The sequence below is a fragment of the Roseateles sp. genome, assembly GCF_039595295.1.
In the GTDB taxonomy this organism is placed as follows: Bacteria; Pseudomonadota; Gammaproteobacteria; order Burkholderiales; family Burkholderiaceae_C; genus Roseateles.
Genome location: NZ_JBCNLU010000008.1, coordinates 154,252 through 170,405, shown reverse-complemented (window position 1 = coordinate 170,405; position 16,154 = coordinate 154,252). Strand labels below are relative to the sequence as shown.

14 protein-coding genes are annotated in these 16,154 nt (G+C 70.4%); 7 read left to right on the top strand and 7 right to left on the bottom strand.

Annotation, left to right across the window (positions count from 1 at the left end):
- Nucleotides 1-193: 193 nt before the first annotated feature.
- Nucleotides 194-988, bottom strand: coding sequence for a flocculation-associated PEP-CTERM protein PepA (gene pepA / locus ABDW59_RS08820; RefSeq protein WP_343629304.1), 795 nt, complete (start codon nt 986-988; stop codon nt 194-196).
- 334 nt (nt 989-1,322) lie between these two features.
- Here pepA and ABDW59_RS08815 point away from each other — a divergent pair, with 334 nt between their 5' ends.
- Nucleotides 1,323-1,622 carry a hypothetical protein gene (locus ABDW59_RS08815; protein WP_343629303.1) on the top strand — a complete coding sequence of 100 codons (300 nt, stop codon included), beginning with the start codon at nt 1,323-1,325 and terminating at the stop codon, nt 1,620-1,622.
- A gap of 31 nt (nt 1,623-1,653) precedes the next feature.
- Here the strand turns inward: ABDW59_RS08815 and ABDW59_RS08810 are convergent, their stop codons facing one another.
- From ABDW59_RS08810 to ABDW59_RS08785, 6 genes are all read right to left on the bottom strand, one after another.
- A complete protein-coding gene (locus ABDW59_RS08810; RefSeq protein ID WP_343629301.1) occupies nt 1,654-2,586 on the bottom strand; it encodes a transporter substrate-binding domain-containing protein in 933 nt (310 codons plus the stop codon).
- Nucleotides 2,587-2,804: 218 nt separating this feature from the next.
- Nucleotides 2,805-3,326: a hypothetical protein gene (locus ABDW59_RS08805; RefSeq protein WP_343629299.1), complete on the bottom strand. Its 522-nt coding sequence runs from the start codon at nt 3,324-3,326 to the stop codon at nt 2,805-2,807.
- Between the two features lie 24 nt (nt 3,327-3,350).
- Complete coding sequence (locus ABDW59_RS08800) at nt 3,351-4,196, bottom strand: protein-glutamate O-methyltransferase CheR (protein WP_343629297.1); 846 nt, start codon at nt 4,194-4,196, stop codon at nt 3,351-3,353.
- A gap of 67 nt (nt 4,197-4,263) precedes the next feature.
- Entirely contained in the window at nt 4,264-7,890 is a 3,627-nt protein-coding gene (locus ABDW59_RS08795; RefSeq protein ID WP_343629296.1) for a response regulator, read from the bottom strand.
- A 113-nt stretch (nt 7,891-8,003) separates the two neighbouring features.
- Nucleotides 8,004-8,828: a beta/gamma crystallin-related protein gene (locus tag ABDW59_RS08790; protein ID WP_343629295.1), complete on the bottom strand. Its 825-nt coding sequence runs from the start codon at nt 8,826-8,828 to the stop codon at nt 8,004-8,006.
- 138 nt (nt 8,829-8,966) lie between these two features.
- Entirely contained in the window at nt 8,967-10,064 is a 1,098-nt protein-coding gene (locus tag ABDW59_RS08785; protein WP_343629294.1) for a hybrid sensor histidine kinase/response regulator, read from the bottom strand.
- Nucleotides 10,065-10,347: 283 nt separating this feature from the next.
- On the opposite strand from ABDW59_RS08785, the gene ABDW59_RS08780 reads away from it, so the two are divergent.
- Genes ABDW59_RS08780 through ABDW59_RS08755 form a run of 6 tightly spaced genes read left to right on the top strand, consistent with a single transcriptional unit; the run spans nt 10,348 to nt 16,145 of the window.
- Nucleotides 10,348-11,205 carry an STAS domain-containing protein gene (locus tag ABDW59_RS08780; RefSeq protein WP_343629293.1) on the top strand — a complete coding sequence of 286 codons (858 nt, stop codon included), beginning with the start codon at nt 10,348-10,350 and terminating at the stop codon, nt 11,203-11,205.
- Nucleotides 11,202-11,612 carry an STAS domain-containing protein gene (locus ABDW59_RS08775; RefSeq protein ID WP_343629292.1) on the top strand — a complete coding sequence of 137 codons (411 nt, stop codon included), beginning with the start codon at nt 11,202-11,204 and terminating at the stop codon, nt 11,610-11,612. Before ABDW59_RS08780 ends, ABDW59_RS08775 begins: the two co-directional genes overlap by 4 nt.
- Nucleotides 11,593-12,006 carry an anti-sigma regulatory factor gene (locus ABDW59_RS08770; protein ID WP_343629291.1) on the top strand — a complete coding sequence of 138 codons (414 nt, stop codon included), beginning with the start codon at nt 11,593-11,595 and terminating at the stop codon, nt 12,004-12,006. The genes ABDW59_RS08775 and ABDW59_RS08770 overlap by 20 nt, the downstream gene beginning before the upstream one ends.
- Nucleotide 12,007: 1 nt before the next feature.
- Nucleotides 12,008-13,132, top strand: coding sequence for an ATP-binding protein (locus ABDW59_RS08765; RefSeq protein WP_343629289.1), 1,125 nt, complete (start codon nt 12,008-12,010; stop codon nt 13,130-13,132).
- Complete coding sequence (locus ABDW59_RS08760; protein ID WP_343629287.1) at nt 13,129-14,094, top strand: ATP-binding protein; 966 nt, start codon at nt 13,129-13,131, stop codon at nt 14,092-14,094. Before ABDW59_RS08765 ends, ABDW59_RS08760 begins: the two co-directional genes overlap by 4 nt.
- A complete protein-coding gene (locus ABDW59_RS08755; RefSeq protein WP_343629286.1) occupies nt 14,091-16,145 on the top strand; it encodes a response regulator in 2,055 nt (684 codons plus the stop codon). The genes ABDW59_RS08760 and ABDW59_RS08755 overlap by 4 nt, the downstream gene beginning before the upstream one ends.
- Nucleotides 16,146-16,154 lie beyond the last annotated feature (9 nt).

Genomic DNA, 16,154 nt, shown 5'->3' with positions numbered 1-16,154 from the left:
CGATCCTCCGGTCATCCGACCATCCGCTTGGCGTCCTCGTCGCTCGTCGCGTCCTCAGACGCATCGACGCCTCTTCACAGCGAGGTCGATGGCGGCCTCACGTCCTTGGCACCCGCGCCCCGCAGCGCGAATGCGACGGACGATCCGCCGCTGGAAGCGAGCCGGACGCGCGCGGCGTCCGACCCGCTCCGCATCACTTCTCCGAACGGCGACGACGCGCCACGAAACCGATCGCGGCCAGACCGCTGATCAGCATCGCGTAGGTCGACGGCTCCGGCACGGCCGAGGCGGCGAAGTTGATCGAGCCACCGCCCTGACGGATGCGGAAGCCGTTGGCGATCAGCTCGACCTGCGACGGCGTGTTGGAGAACGACGTCAGCGCAATGTCATAGGCCGGCGTCGAGGTCTGGAAGTTGGGGTTCAGCCAGGTCAGCGACAGCTTGGCCTGCGCGCCCGGGCTGAAGGTGCCGTCGCCCAGGGGCGTGGTCGACACCGTGCCCACCTTCAGCGTGCCGGTGGCCAGCGCCACTTCGCCGTTGGCGGTTTCGGTCGGCGTGTTGCCGGTGAAGCCGAAGGACGCCGTGCCGTTGTAACCGTACAGGGTGTAGGTCAGCGAGGTCAGCGTGCCCAGCGTCGGCGTCGTGCCCGGGTCGCCGGCCGTCGTCAGATTACCGGTGCCGGTGAACTGGATGTAGAAGCCGTAATCCGAGTTCAGGCCGTTGGACGGCAAGGTCAGGCCGCCGAGTTGCGCCGCGCTGATCGACAGATAGCCGGTCTGCGTGAAGGTCGAGCCGGTGAAGGTGACCGTCGAGTAGTTGGACACCAGCAGGTTGTCCGCGGTGAACGCGGCTCCGTTGATGCCGGCGGCCTGGGGATCCCAGGTGAACGCGGGCAGCGCGGAAGCGCTGGCGCTCGCGGCGACCAGGGCCAGTCCCAGCAGGGTGCGCTGGACGGCCGAGGACTTCAGGGAGAGCAAAGGCAGGGTCATGGTGGTTGCTCCGAAAGAACACGTCCGCACGATTGCGGACGACGCAGTTCACCACCCTGCCCGGAGGGCGTCTGTTCGGCCCCTCACATAAAAATCGGGCCTTTCCCTGATGTACCCGGAAGGTGCGACGGACAGGGGACGCCGTGCCCGTGACACCCCCGCGTTCACGGGGTATTCGCGTGACGCGCGTACGCGACGTCCGCCCCGCCGCGGCCAATGCAAAACCATATCGCGAGGTCGCGAACTACTGCGCTGCCGCGGCGCTTTTCGATGCGCTGCCCGGACGTGCGCGACGGAACAATCACGTCCTGTCTCCCGCCGTACCGCCCTCCCCATGCACAAGCCCACCCGCACCGCTGCCTCGGCCGCGCTCTCGTCCACCGTGATTTCCGGCGTTGCCGGTCTGATGCTGGGTCAGGTCGTCTTGGCGCTGGCGATCCATCACGGACGCAGCGTGGAGGGACTGGGTTTCGCGCTGGTCTTCCTGCTGGCGGGCGCGGGCGCTGTCGCGTGCCTGCTGGCGCATCGCCATCAGCAGCGCCGCCCCCGCGAGGAGCCCGCGCCGATCCGCGCGTGGCTGATCGCCATCGCCCTGGGCGCGGTGGCCTCGATCTCGTTGATCGGCGCGCTCTGAGCGCGCTGCAGGCGCCTTCGGCGCCACGCTCTCAGGGCTTCGGCCGCACCGTGTCCGTGAGCCGCTCTTCCGGATACTGCCGCTGGAACTCGCGCCAGGTGGCGCCGCTCCGCGCGAGCCGCTCCAGCCACGACGCGATGCGCGCGCGGTCGGCCGCGCCGAGCGCCGTCGAATTCGACACGTAGGCGCCGCTGTCGCCCCAGGGCAAGGCCTCGTCGATTTCGTAATGCACGCGCTCGGCCAAATGACGCCAGCGCGGGTCCCGCCGCAGCGCGCCGGTGACCGCCGTCGGCGTGATCACCGCCACGTCCGCCACGCCCTCGTTGAGCATGCGGGCCAGCGACACCGGATCGCTGGCGCGCACCAGGCGTCCCTGTTTTTCCAGCGCGCGCACGGCGGACTGGTAGGGCTCGTCGTAGTCGTAGCCGCGTACGACGCCCACCCGCAGCGTGCTGTCGGCGGCCAGCTCCGCCAGATCGACGAAGCGCGGCCGGTCGGCGCCTATCCACACCAGCGCGGCGCGGCTCTGCATCATGGGCACGAAGCGGCCATGGCGATCACGCTGGGTCGAGCGCCGCGCCGGGATCAGCACATCGGCCTGGCCGGCCTCGAAGAGCATCTCCTGGCGCGCCCGCGGCACGGCGCTGAACACGATCGCGCAGCCGTCGCGGCGGGCCTCCGCGCGCAGCAGCTCGGGGAAGATGCCGCCGACCTCGCCATCCTTCACCGCCACGGCGGCGCCGATGTCCGCCACCGGCACGCGGATGGGGCGGGCGCAGTCGGCCCAGCTCGAGGAAGGCAGCAACAACGCGGCCAGGGACAGCGACAGCGCCGACCTCAGGGGGCGGGACAAGAGACCGGCCAGCGCCGTGCGCAGACCGCGCTCACGCCGCGCCGACCGAGGCGATGTCGACATCGGACCGGCGGCGCGGACAGGGACGGAGACGCGGGCGTGAGCGTTCATCGGTGGCACGTGAGGGCGCGTGATCATGGCCGAGGATGCGCTCGGCGGGAACAGCCCTTGCCACTGGCCGTGCGATGCCCGTCGGTATCGCGGCGCCGCGCCACCTCCTCTGCCTTGCGACGCGAAACCCCGACGGACTCGCCGCGCCGGCCCGCACCGGTCGCGGCTGAGCGGCGCCGGCGGCGCGGCGTATCGCGCTGCCGGCGGCTTCTCTCCCGTCACTGCTGTCGATCGGCCCCATCGGCCTCATCGGCCCGATCGGACGCGGCGCGCCCGTCGTTCTCCTCGCCGTCATCATCGTTCTCGCCCTCGTCGGCATGTTCCGCGTCGATGCCGAGCGACGGATCGTCGCCGCTGGCCAGCTCATCCACATCGATGGCCGCGTCGATGTCGTCGACATCGGGCGAGCTGCTGACCCGGTCCGGCGAGATGTCCGCCGCCTCACGATCGCGACCGGGCGTGGCGGAAGCGCGCTCGCCGGTGCCGAAGCGGTCGCTGTCGCTGCCGCCGTCAACCGGGACGGCGCCGAACTCATCGGGATCGTCGGGGCTGGTGGCCATGCGGCGCTCATGCTGGATGTCGCTGCCGCTGTCCGAGCTGTCGCTCGGCCCGAGCGCATCGGCGTCGGTACCCTTGGGGTGAACGGGGGCGGAGGTACCGCCGAGGATGGGACTGGTGGCCATGTCGTGCTCCTGTGCAAGGACGATCGCTAATGCGATCGCGATGCCGAGTTTCGGCAAGCACGGCGCCCGCCCGTCGCGCGGCTAGTCGGCGCCGCCCGGCCCCGCTGCGGATCGCTTCCGATACACGCGTTCCCGCGGTGCGATCTCGACGAAGTCGTCGACGTGCGAGGAGAAACGGATCGTCTCCCGCGCGCCCAGGCCGAGGAAGCCGCCGCGGCACAACGCATCGCTGAACAGCCCGAACGCCCGGTCCTGCAGCGCGCGATTGAAGTAGATCAGCACGTTGCGGCAGGACACCAGCTGGACCTCGGCGAACACGCTGTCGGTGGACAGGCTGTGATCGCTGAAGACGATGCGGTCCTTGAGCGACTTGTCCAGCAGCACGTGGTCGTAAGCCGCCGTGTAATGGTCCGACAGCGAGCCCTTGCCGCCGGCGAGCCGGTAGTTCTCGCTGAAGCCCGGTACCAGGTCGATGCGGTAGACCCCCGCCTGCGCCTGCGCCAGCGCCTCCTGGTTGATGTCGGTCGCGTAGATCAGCGTGCGTTCCAGCAGCCCTTCTTCTTTCATGAGGATGGCCAGCGAGTACGCCTCCTCGCCGCTGCTGCAGCCCGCCACCCACAGCTTCAGCGAGGGATAGGTGCGCAGCACCGGCACCACCTGCTCGCGCAGCGCGAGGAAGTACTCCGGGTCGCGGAACATCTCGCTGACCTGCACCGTGAGGTCGGCCAGCACCGCGCGAATCACGTCAGGCTCACGCAGCAGCCGACCCTGCAGCTGCGACAGCGTCTCGCACGCGAAGCGCTGCATCGTCGACTTCAGCCGCCGCCGCAGCGAGCTGGCGGCGTAGTCGCGGAAGTCGTAGTGATAGCGCTGGTAGATGGCCTCCAGGATCAGGCCGACCTCGATGTCGATCTCTTGCGCTGCCATCCGGGTCCCTTGTCGACTTCCTCGTCGATGTCCTCGTTGATGTCCTCGTTCCGATCCGGCGACGCGCTCAGCGCGGCATCCAGACGCGGACCAGCGACAGCAGCTTCTCGATGTCCAGCGGCTTGGCGATGTAGTCGTTGGCGCCCGCGGCCATGCACTTCTCCTGGTCGTCCTTCATCGCCTTGGCGGTCAGCGCGATGATGGGAAGCCGCTTGAAATCGGGCCGCGCGCGGATCTCGCGCATCGCGGTGTAGCCGTCCATCTCCGGCATCATGATGTCCATCAGCACCAGGTCCACCGCCGGCTTGGCGTTCGGGCCCTGCTGCGGCGCATCCAGACGCTCCAGCGCCTCGCGACCGTTGCGCGCGATGTCGACCTTCACCCCCTTGGGCTCCAGCACCGCCGACAGCGCGAAGATGTTGCGCACGTCGTCCTCGACGACCAGCACGCGACGGCCCTCCAGCATGTTGTCCCGCGCGCGCACCTCCTTGAGCATGCGCTGACGCTCGGGCGGCAGCTGCGATTCGACCTGATGCAGGAAGAGCGTGACCTCGTCCAGCAGCCGCTCCGGCGAGCGCGCGCCCTTGATGATGATCGAGCGCGAATAGCGCCTCAGCTGCTGCTCCTGCTGCGCGGACAGCGTGTGCCCCGTGTAGACGATCACCGGCGGGAAAGCCACGTCGTCCTGCTCCGCCATCGCGTCGAGCAGCTCATAGCCGCTCATGTCGGGCAGGTTCAGGTCCATGACCATGCAGTCGAAGGTCGATTGGCGCAGCGCCTGCAGCGCCTCGGCCGCGGTGGCCACGCCGTGGATGCGGACCTCGTCGGCCACCAGCAGATGGCGGATGCTGTCGAGCTGGCGCGCGTCGTCCTCCACCACCAGCACCGTGCGCATGCGCTGCGAGAACTTGGCTTCCAGCCGCTGCAGCGCGATCTCCAGCTCGTCGCGCTTGACCGGCTTGAGCGCATAGCCGACCGCACCGCGCTCCATCGCCTCGTGCGTGTAGTCCGCCACCGAGATCACGTGCACGGGAATGTGGCGGGTCAGCGGCTCGCGCTTGAGCCGGTCCAGCACGCCCAGGCCCGAGTGGTCGGGCAGGTTCATGTCCAGCAGGATGGCGCTGGGCGCGTAGCGCTGCGCCACCGACAGGCCGTTCTCGGCCGTGTGGGCCATCAGGCAGAGGAAGCCCATCTCGCGGATCAGGTCGCGCAGGATGAGCGCGAAGCGCTGATCGTCCTCGACGATCAGGATCGCGCGCTCGCCCGGCACCCAGGCCAGGCGGTCGTCGTCCAGCTGCGGCAGCCGCGCGTCGGGCGTGGCCGGCGCGGGCTCGAACAGCAGCGAGGCGACCGCCTCCGCCGCCGCATCGGCGTTCGCCTCGACGTTCGCGTCCGCACCGACGAGCTCATGGGTCGGCAACGCGGGCGGCAGCATGGGCGCGGGCACCGGCGGCAAGCCCAGCAACGCGCCCGGCGCGGTCGAGCTCGGGCCCGAAGGAGACGGCGCCTGCGCCGGCGACAGCGGACGCGGCAGATCGTCCTCGGCGGGCGGGACATAGCTCTGCGGCAGCACCAGGCTGAAGGTCGAGCCCTGCCCCGGCGTGCTCGCCAGATGGATGTCGCCGCCCAGCAGCCGCGCCAGGTCGCGCGAGATCGACAGCCCCAGCCCGGTCCCGCCGTACTTGCGGTGGGTGCTGCCGTCGGCCTGGCGGAAGGCCTCGAAGATCAGCGCCTGCTGCTGGGGCGCGATGCCGATGCCGGTGTCGCGCACCGAGAACACCAGCCGGCCGTCGGCCGTGCCCTGCACGTCCATGCGGACCGAGCCCTTCTCGGTGAACTTGAGCGCGTTGGACAGCAGGTTCTTGAGGATCTGACCGATGCGGGTCTCGTCGGTGTCGATCCAGTCCGGCGCATCGGGCGCCAGCTGCAGGCCGAAGGCCAGATTGCGTTGCGCCGCCATCGGCGCGAAGGTCTGCGTGAGCTGCTGCAGCAGGCGCGGCAGCGGCACCCGCTCGATCTGCACATCGACCTTGCCGGCCTCGATCTTGGCCAGGTCCAGGATGTCGTTGATCAGCGCCAGCAGGTCGTTGCCGGCCGAGCTGATGGTCTGCGCGAAGCGCACCTGCTCCGGCGTCAGGTTGCCGTCCTTGTTGTCCGACAGCAGCTTGGCCAGGATCAGCGTCGAGTTCAGCGGCGTGCGCAGCTCGTGACTCATGTTGGCCAGGAACTCGCTCTTGTACTGGTTGGAGCGCTCCAGCGCATCGGCCCGCTCGGTGAGCAGGTCCTGCGCCTGCGCCAGGTCCGCGCGTTGCAGCTCCAGCTGTCGGGTCTGCTCCTCGAGCTGCGCGTTGGTCTGCTCCAGCTCGGTCTGCTGGTTCTCCAGCCGCAGCTGCGAGTCGCGCAGCGCGTTGCCCTGCTCTTCCAGCTCCTCGTTGCTGGCGCGCAGCTCTTCCTGCTGCATCTGCAGTTCCTCGGACTGGCGGCGGCTCTCCTCGAGCAGCGATTCCAGCCGGCTGCGGTCCTTGGCCGCGCGCAGCGCCATGGCGATGGGCTCAGCGACGCGGGCCAGCAGCTCGCGCTCGACCTCGCCCACATGACGACGGAAGCCCAGCTCCAGCACGCACTGCACACCGCCGTCGATGCCGGCGGGCGCGATCAGCAACTCGGTCGATTGGGTGCGGCCCAGCGTCGAGGCGATCGGCAGATAGTCGGCCGGCAGGTCGCGCACGTGCAGCGGCCGGCGGTCGCGCGCGGCTTGGCCGAGCAGGGTGTCGCCGCCCCGCAGCGAGGGCGGCGCATCGCCGTCGCCGGGCAGCGCATAGCCGCCCACGCGCTGGAAGGTCCCATCCTCTTGCGCGACGTAGAAGGCGCCCACCTGCGCGTCCATCGTGCGGGCCAGGAAGCCGACGGCGATCTCGGCCAGCCGCTCCACATGCGGGTCGCCCTGCAAGGCATTGCCCAGGCCGGCCTGGCTGGCCTTGAGCCACTCCTCGGTCTTCTGGGCGCGATAGCCGCGCGAGGCCAGCACCGCCGCCGCCGCGGTCAGCACCAGCAGCAGCAGCGAGCCGCCCCACATCACCCACACCGTCTGCTGCACGGCCGCGTCCCAAGTGGCGCGGCGCTCGGCGGCGCGGTCGCGCTCCTCGCGCTCCATCTCGCCCAGCAGCGTGCGGATGCGTTCCATCAGGATGCGGCCGCGATCGCCCTGCACCGTGGCGACCGCGCCCACCCCGTCGCCGTTGCGGCGCATCTTGATGGTCTCGTCCATCTCGGCGAGCTTGGCCTTGAACAGCTGCTCCGCGGTCTCCAGCCGCTGCAGCTGCGAGCGGTAGTTCTGGAAGCTCGCGCGCAGCCGCTCGGCGGCCGCGGGGATGGTCGCCTGGGCCGTGTTGAAGGGCAGCAGATAGCTGTCCAGCCCGGTGATCAGGTAGCCGCGCTGTCCGGTCTCGGCGTCCTTCATCGCCGAGCCCAGGGTCTGGATCTGCTCCTGCACCGCGAGCGAGCGCGCCATCGCCTCCGCCGTGTCCGACTGCGCCTGCTGCGAGCGATACGAGAACCCGGCCGTGATCAGGATGGTGATCACGGCCAGGAGGAAGCCGAGCAGGGTCGGCAGCGGCAGCCATTCATGGCGCCGCCGCGCGACGTCGGCCACGAGATCGACGTTGGAGGGGGTCTGGGAGGTCGTGGTGGTCATGAGCGGAAGCGGGTCGTCCGGGGATCGGCGCCGGACAGCGCGCCGCATGCTAGCTCGCCGATCCCGCTCCGCTCACAGGGCTCCCAGGGTCTCCAATATGGGTTGTGCGGTCCTCAGATGCGCGGCTCGCCGCGCGAGTTGACGGTGATGGAGGCGCCCGGCGGCTGGGTCAGCTGCACCGCATGCTCCTGACCGCGGAACTCGTAGCGCACGTCCCAATATTCAGGCCTGCCGTTGTCGGGCGCGGCGCCGCAGCGCTGCACGCTGCGCGTGTCGTTGCGATTGACGTTGCTGCCGATCACCGCGCCGCCGACGGCGCCCGCGGCGGTGGTCACCGCCTGGCCGGTGCCGCCGCCGAATTGGTGACCCAGGATGCCGCCCAGCACGCCGCCGATGACGGCGCCGCCGACGTTGGGCCGGTCGCGGACTTCCTTCTGCTCGATCCAGCAACGCTGCTGCTGCTGGCCCATGACCGCGTGCACCGAGGTCACGCGGGCCTGGTAGAGCGACTCGTCGCCGCGGCGGTAATAGCTGGGCTGCGGCTCGGGCCCGTAGCGGTCATCACGGACGTCCACGCGCTCGCCGACGATGCGGGCCGAGCTGATGCGGTCGTTCAAACCCATCGATTGCAGCGAGGGATAGCTGCCCGGACGCAGCACGCGGCAGCGGCCGCCGTAGCCGGGGTCCTCGCAGACTTCCCAGCGCTGGCCGGTGACCTCGACCGACGAGGCGCGGTCATCGAAGCCCACATCCCGCATGCGCGAGACCTGCGCGTCCGCGCCGACCGAGCGGCCGCGGAAGTTCTCGCGCTCGAAGAAGGTGATGTCGGCCATCGCCTGCCCGCACAGCAGGGCCGCGCCCAGCGCGACCGCGCCGCGCAAGGCAACGCCGCTCCTGGCGCCCATGGACTTGAAGCTGATCTTGGTCGTCGCGCTCATGGCAGTCCCCATCGTGGTGGTTGTGATGCCACCATGGTGGGCGAGCGCCGGCCACGGGTCTGTCGGGCCCCGCTGGCGGTCGCTGTAGGACGGGAAGCCGCGCCACCGAAGGGCCCGACCCTGCTGCACCGCGGCATCTCAGCGCTCCGATTGCAGACGCGGCAAGAGCAGCTCGAACATCGTGCCCTGCCGCGCCCGCGACACGCCGATCAGCGAGCCGCCATGCGCGCGCGCCACCCGCTCGGGCTCCTGCAAGCCCGGACCGACCTGCGCCGAGGACATGCCCGACACCGGTTCCTGGCCGCCGAACAGATGGATGGCCGCCTCGGGCTCCAGCACCGCGTCGAAGCTGATGCGCAGCATCAGCGAGCGATGCGCGCCGCCGTCGACCTGGATGCGCAGCGAACCGTCGCCCGCATGCGTCGCGGCCTGCATCAGCAGCTGGTCCAGGGCTTGCGCCATCAGCTCGACGTCGAATTCACCGGCCGTGTCGCCGACGCGGTCGAACGCGGGCGGGCTCCAAAGCACCGCCTGATTGCTCTCGACGTCCAGGCGCTGCGCGGCCAGGGTCGCCAGATCGGCCTGCACCGGCTGCAGCTGCAAGAGTTCACACGGTCGGCGCGCCAGGCTGCCCAGGTGGTCCACCTGCCGCCCCAGCAGCGAGGCCGCCGACTTGATGCGGGCGCCGGCTTTCTGCAGCGACGGGGAGTCGGTCTGACGGATCAGCAGCTCGGCGTTGAGCATCATGACCGACAGCGGGCTGCGGATGTCGTGACTCAGCGCGCCCAGCATCAGCGCGTTGACGCGGGCCAGGCGATCCTGCTCCACGATGCGCTCGGCCAGCAGCAGTCGCTGCCGATGCAGGTCGGCGAAGACGGCGACCTTGCTGCGCAGCACATGCGCGTCGACCGGCTTGTAGATGAAGTCCACCGCGCCAGCCTCGTAGCCCTTGAAGCTGCGCTGAGCCTCCTGGGAGCCGGCGGTGAGGAAGATGATGGGGACATGTCGCGTCCGCTCGGCGCCACGCATCAGCTCGGCCAGGGTGAAGCCGTCCATGCCGGGCATCTGCACATCCAGCAGCGCCAGCATCACGTCATGCACCAGCAACATTTCCAGGGCCTCGGGGCCCGATTCCGCCGTGATCACCTGCAGCCCCGAATCGGCCAGCAAGGCTTTCATCGCGAGCAGGTTCTGCGGCTTGTCATCCACCACCAGCACGCTGATCTGATCCGCCACTTCATTCCTCCAACGATCGGTCTCGATCTGTCATCTCGCCTTGTCTTGTGATGGCGCCGTGAAGACCGGCGCTGCGGCAAAGCGTTCCGCTGGCAGCGATTGGGCAACCGGCATGCCCACACCATCTCGGGACAAACCCTCCCCCGATCCTCGCCCCGCGAATCCGGCCGGGGTGTCCCCCTGGAGGTACGATGCGCCGCCCTGCCCTCGGGCCGGCGCGCCAATGGCGGCAGCGTCGATCCTTTCATCGCCAAGGCGCCGTCGAGCGCCCACGAGGACCTCCATGAAACAGAACAGCGCCGCAGTCGGTGACCTCCTGTCCACCCATCGCGATCAGGTCCTGGCCGAATGGCAGGCAGAACTGGTGGCCGGCGGCGGCGGCCGCGACCTCGACAGCGAGGCCCGCGAGACCGGCGTGCTGCTGGACGGCATCCTGGCCGGCGTGCGCGCCACGGGCAACACCGACAACTTCGAGGACGCGGCCTGGTCCGGCGTGCGCGAGGTGCTGAGCCGCCTGTCCACGTCCCGCGCGGCGCAGGGCTCGACGGCGGCCGACACCAGCCGCTTCGTGCTGGCGCTGAAAAAGCCGCTCTTCGCCGGCCTGCAGCGCCGCTTCGCCGACCAGCCGGCGGCCCTGGCGGACGCGATCTGGGAGATCTCGTCGCTGATCGACAAGATGGCCCAGTTCACCGTCACGACCTATCAGCGCAGTCGCGAGGACGTCATCGTGCGCCAGCAGCAGGAACTGCTGGAGCTGTCCACGCCGGTGGTCAAGCTCTGGGACGGCGTGCTGGCCGTGCCCATGATCGGCACGCTGGACAGCGGCCGTACGCAGCTGGTGATGGAAGCGCTGCTGCAGCGCATCGTCGAGACCGGTTCGGAGCTGGCCATCATCGACATCACCGGCGTGCCCACCGTGGACACGCTGGTGGCGCAGCATCTGCTCAAGACGGTGACCGCGATCCGGCTGATGGGCGCGGACTGCATCATCAGCGGCATCCGTCCGCAGATCGCGCAGACCATCGTGCATCTGGGCATCGACCTGGAAGGCATCACAACCAAGGCCACCCTGGCCGACGCACTGTCCCTGGCGCTCAAGCGCGCCGGTTTCGTCGTCAGCAAGGGCAAGGCCCAGGCATGACCACCCGCATCCCCATCCTGCGCATGGGCGGGATCCTGCTGGTGACCATCCAGGTCGACCTGCAGGACCAGACGGCGCTGCAGTTGCAGGACGACCTGGCCAACAAGATCCAGGACACCGGCGCGTCCGGCGTGCTGATCGACATCTCCGCGCTGGAGATCGTCGACTCCTTCATCGGCCGCATGCTGGCCGGCATCTCCAGCATCGCCAAGGTGTTGGGCGCGACCTCGGTGGTCGTGGGCATGCAGCCTGCCGTCGCCATCACGCTGGTGGAACTGGGGCTGTCGCTGCAAGGCGTACGCACCGCGCTCAATGTCGAGCGCGGCATGGCCTTGCTGGCCCAAGCCCAGGACGAGGACCAGTCCGCCGACCCGCAGGAGGCCGACCTTGACGCCGACGAATCCTGACGCCACCGGAGCGCTGCCCGTGCGCAGCGAGCCCGACATCGTGCTGGCGCGCCAGCTGGTGCGCAAGCTGACCCAGGAGCTCAAGTTCTCCCTCGTCGACCAGACCAAGATGATCACCGCCGCCAGCGAGCTCTCGCGCAACACGCTGGTCTACGGCGGCGGGGGCGCGATGGAATGGTCGATCGTGCAGCAAGGCGTGCGTGCGGGTCTGCGCCTGGCCTTCGTGGACGAGGGCCCCGGCATTCCCGACATGGACCTGGCGATGAAGGACGGCTGGACCTCGGGCGGCGGCCTGGGCATGGGCCTGTCGGGCAGCAAACGCCTGGTCAACGATTTCGAGATCGAATCGGCCCCGGGCCGAGGCACGCGCGTCACCATCACTCGCTGGAAGTGACGTGCGCCCCGATCAACGTTTTCCCGTCGACGACGTCAGCCAGGTCGGCGAGGTCCGACGCGCCGCCCAGGCGCTGACGGCCGAACTCGGCTTCCATGAAGAAGCGGCCGGCCGCGTGGCGCTGGCGGTGACCGAGCTCGGCACCAACCTTGTCCGCCACGTCGGCCCCGGCCGCCAGTGCGCCTTGCTGCTCGGCGTGGAGCGAACGCTCGACGGTGCCTGGCTACGCGTGATCTCGCTCGACCAGGGCGGCGGCATGGATCTGTCGCGCTGCCTGCAGGACGGTTACAGCACCGGCGGTTCTTCGGGCACCGGCCTGGGCGCGGTCAAGCGCATGGCCGATCGCTTCGACGCCTTTTCCGCCGACGGACGCGGTTCGGTGCTGGTGGCGAGCTTCTCGCCGCGCGGTCGCATCCCCGGGTCGCCCTGGCCCGCGGGCGGACCGCCGGCGCCCGATCGCACCGCCTTCGACATCGGTGCGGTTGCGCTCGCCGCCCCCGGTGAAACCATTTGCGGAGACGGCTGGGCCCTGCGCCGCGAGGACACGCGCTGGCTCGTCGGCCTCGCCGACGGACTGGGCCATGGCGCGGCCGCGGCGCAAGCGTCCGACCGTTTCGCGCAGTTGCTGAGCGCGGCCTCGGACCGCGCGCTCGCCTCGCCCGCCGCGTTCCTGGACGATGCGCATGAGCGCATGCGCGCCACCCGCGGCGCCGCGGCGGCCGCCGTCGCGCTGGAGGAAGGTGCGTCGTCGCTGCGCTTCGCCGGCGCGGGCAACATCGTCGGCCGGCTGATCTCGGGCGTGGCGGATCGGACGCTGCTGTCGCAGCACGGCACGCTCGGTCTGCAGGTACGGCGCTTGCAGGATGTGGTCTACGATTGGCCGCCCCATGCGGTGCTGGTCCTGCATTCCGACGGCATCGTCAGCCGCTGGACGCTGGAGGACACGCCCGGCCTGATCCAGGCCGCGCCCGCGGTGATCGCCGCCTGGGTGCTGCGAGATCAGCTGCGCGGGCGCGACGACGCCTGCGTCGTGGTCGTGCGTCGCGCCGCCCCGGCGACGTCCGCGGGCACGGCGCGTGCCATCGCGGCGGGGACCGGCCAGCCAGCCATCGAGGGAGAACCATGAGCGACCCATCCGCCGCCATCGTGGGCGGCGCCTCCGAGACGGAAAGCCCGTCCGCCCTGCGCGCGGCGCTGGACGATGCGCGCGCGCAGATCGCGACGATGCAGGAAGAGCTCGACGAGACCAATCGCGGCGTGCTCGCGCTGTATGCCGAGCTCGACACGCAGGCCCAGCAGTTGCGCCAGGCCACCGAGCTCAAGAGCCGTTTCCTGGCCTACATGAGCCACGAGTTCCGCACGCCGATCGCCTCCATCCGCAGCCTGACGCGGCTGCTGCTGGACCGCGTGGACGGCCCGCTGACCGAGGAGCAGGAGAAGCAGATCACCTTCATCCGCCGGACCTCGGAAGAGTTCGCGGACATGGTCAACGACCTGCTGGACCTGGCCAAGGTCGAGGCCGGCCGCATCGACGTGTCGCCGGCCTGGTTCGAGCTGGTCGACCTCTTCGCCGCGCTGCGCGGCATGTTCAAGCCGGTGCTGGTGAATCCCGAGGTGCAGCTGATCTTCGAGGAGCCGCAAGGCATCGGTCAGCTCTTCACCGACGACGGCAAGCTGTCGCAGATCCTGCGCAACTTCATCTCCAACGCGCTGAAGTTCACCGCGCGCGGCGAGGTGCGCGTCAGCGCGACCACCGCCCGCTCGGCGTCTGGCGTGGACGAGGTGACCTTCGCCGTCGCCGACACCGGCATCGGCATCTCGGCCGAGTTCCACGCCGCCATCTTCCAGGACTTCACCCAGATCGGCTCGCCCATCCAGAAGCGGCTGCGCGGCACCGGGCTTGGCCTGTCGCTGAGCAAGCGTCTGGCGGAGTTGCTGGGCGGCCGCGTCGGGCTGACGAGCGAGCCGGGCGTGGGCTCGGTGTTCTCGGTGACGCTGCCGCTGCGGCTGCCCGACGCGCGCGCCGACGGCACCGCCGACGCGGCGGGCGAGCGCCTGACCGGCGCCGCGCCGGGAGCCGAGCCATGAGCGAGGCCCGCAGGGGCGGCGGCCGGCTGAATCCGCCGCCGACGGGAACCATGCCGCGCGCGGCGCGCCTGATCGACCGCTCGCGGCACCGGCTGCTGGTGGTCAACGACGACCCGGTGGGCCGCTACACGACGGTGCGCCTGCTCAACGCGGCCGGCTTCCCGACGCTGGAAGCAAGCACCGGCGCGGAGGCGCTGGAGGTCGCGGACGACGATCTCTCCGCCGTCGTCCTGGACATCCACCTGCCCGACATCGACGGCTTCGAGCTGTGCCGCCGCCTGCGCGCGCGACCCAGCACTTTCCGGCTGCCCGTCATCCATCTGACCGCCGCCTACCTCACCGACGAGGACAAGGTGCGCGGCCTGGACGCCGGCGCCGACGCCTATCTGACGCATCCGGTCGAACCCGCGGTGCTGGTGTCCACGATCCAGGCGCTGGTGCGCACCCGCGCGGCCGAGGACGCGATGCGCCGGAGCGAGGCCAAGTACCGCGCCGTCTATGCGCTGGCGCCGGGCGGCATCTGCCTGCTGCGCGCCAGCGACGCCGCGGTGCTGGAGGCCAATCCGGCGATGCTGGCGCTGCTGGGCCGCGCCGAGTCCGACGTGCTGGGCCGGCCGCTGCTCGACTTCGTCCCGCCCGCCGAGCACGCCGACGCCCTCGCCTTCATCGGCGCGCTGGGCCATGACGGATTGCGGGCACAGTTCTCGCTGCAGCCGCCGGTGGACGCCTCCGACAGCACGAACAAGAGCGAGCCGGTGCAGGTCGAATGGACGGCCTCACCGCCGATCGAGCCGGGTCTGTGCATGGCCACGGCGGTGGACGTCTCGCAGCGGCTGGCCATCGCTCGGCAGCGGCAGGAGCTGCTCGACCGCGAGCGCAGCGCCCGCGGCGAGGCGGAGCGTCTGTCGCGCATGAAGGACGACCTGATCGCGGTGCTCTCCCATGAGCTGCGCACGCCGCTCAACGCGATCATGGGCTGGACCCATGTGCTGCAGCGGCACAGCCCGCCGGAGCTGCTCCACAAGGGCCTGACCGCGATCGACCGCAACGTCTCCATCCAGGCGCGGATGATCGGGGACATCCTGGACATGTCGCGGCTCAACGTGGGCAAGCTGCCGCTGACGCGCGAGCCCGTGCAGGCCGGCGTGGTGGCGCGGTCGGCGGTCGCGGCGCTGCAGCACACGCTGGGCGACAGCGGTCATCGGCTGGTGCTGGACCTGCATGACGAGGACGTCCTGCTGCTGGCCGACGGCGGCCGGCTGCAGCAGGTGATCTGGAACCTGGTGGGCAACGCGGCCAAGTTCTCGCCGCGCGGCAGCACGATCACGCTGCACATGCAGGCGCATGACGGCGGCGTGGCCGTCGAGGTGCGCGACGAGGGCCAGGGCATCTCCCCCGAGTTCCTCCCCCATGTCTTCGATCGCTTCACCCAGAGCGACGCCGCCAGCAACCGCCAGCACGGCGGATTGGGGCTGGGATTGGCCATCGTCAAGAGCCTGGTCGAGGCGCACGGCGGCCAGGTCGAGGTGCGCAGCGACGGCCCCGGCCGCGGCACGGTGATCAGCTTCTGGCTGCCGGGGGCGGATGCGGCGCCGGCGGTGACCGACGCGGACACGGGCAACGGCGGCATCAGCGTCTATGGCGCGCTGAGCGACGAGGCGGCCGCGCCGGTCGCGCTGGGTGGGCTGCGGGTGCTGGTGGTGGACGACGACGCGGACGCCTGCGCGATGCTCAAGCTCATCCTGGGCGAGCGCGGCGTTCAGGTCACCGCGGTGACCAGCGCCGATGAGGCCTTGCTGGCACTGGCGGGCAACGCCTTCGATCTGCTGGTCAGCGACATCGGCATGCCGGGCCGCGACGGCTACGAGCTGATCCGCGACATCCGCGCGCTGGAAGCGCCCGGCGAGCATCTGCCGGCGATCGCGCTGACCGCGTTCTCGCGCGACATCGACCGGCAGCAGGCGCTGCAGGCGGGCTTCGACGCGCATCTGGCCAAGCCGCTGCGGCCGCAGGTGCTGATGCGGCTGGTGGAGCAGGTCGCGGCGGGCTGAGCGTTCGCA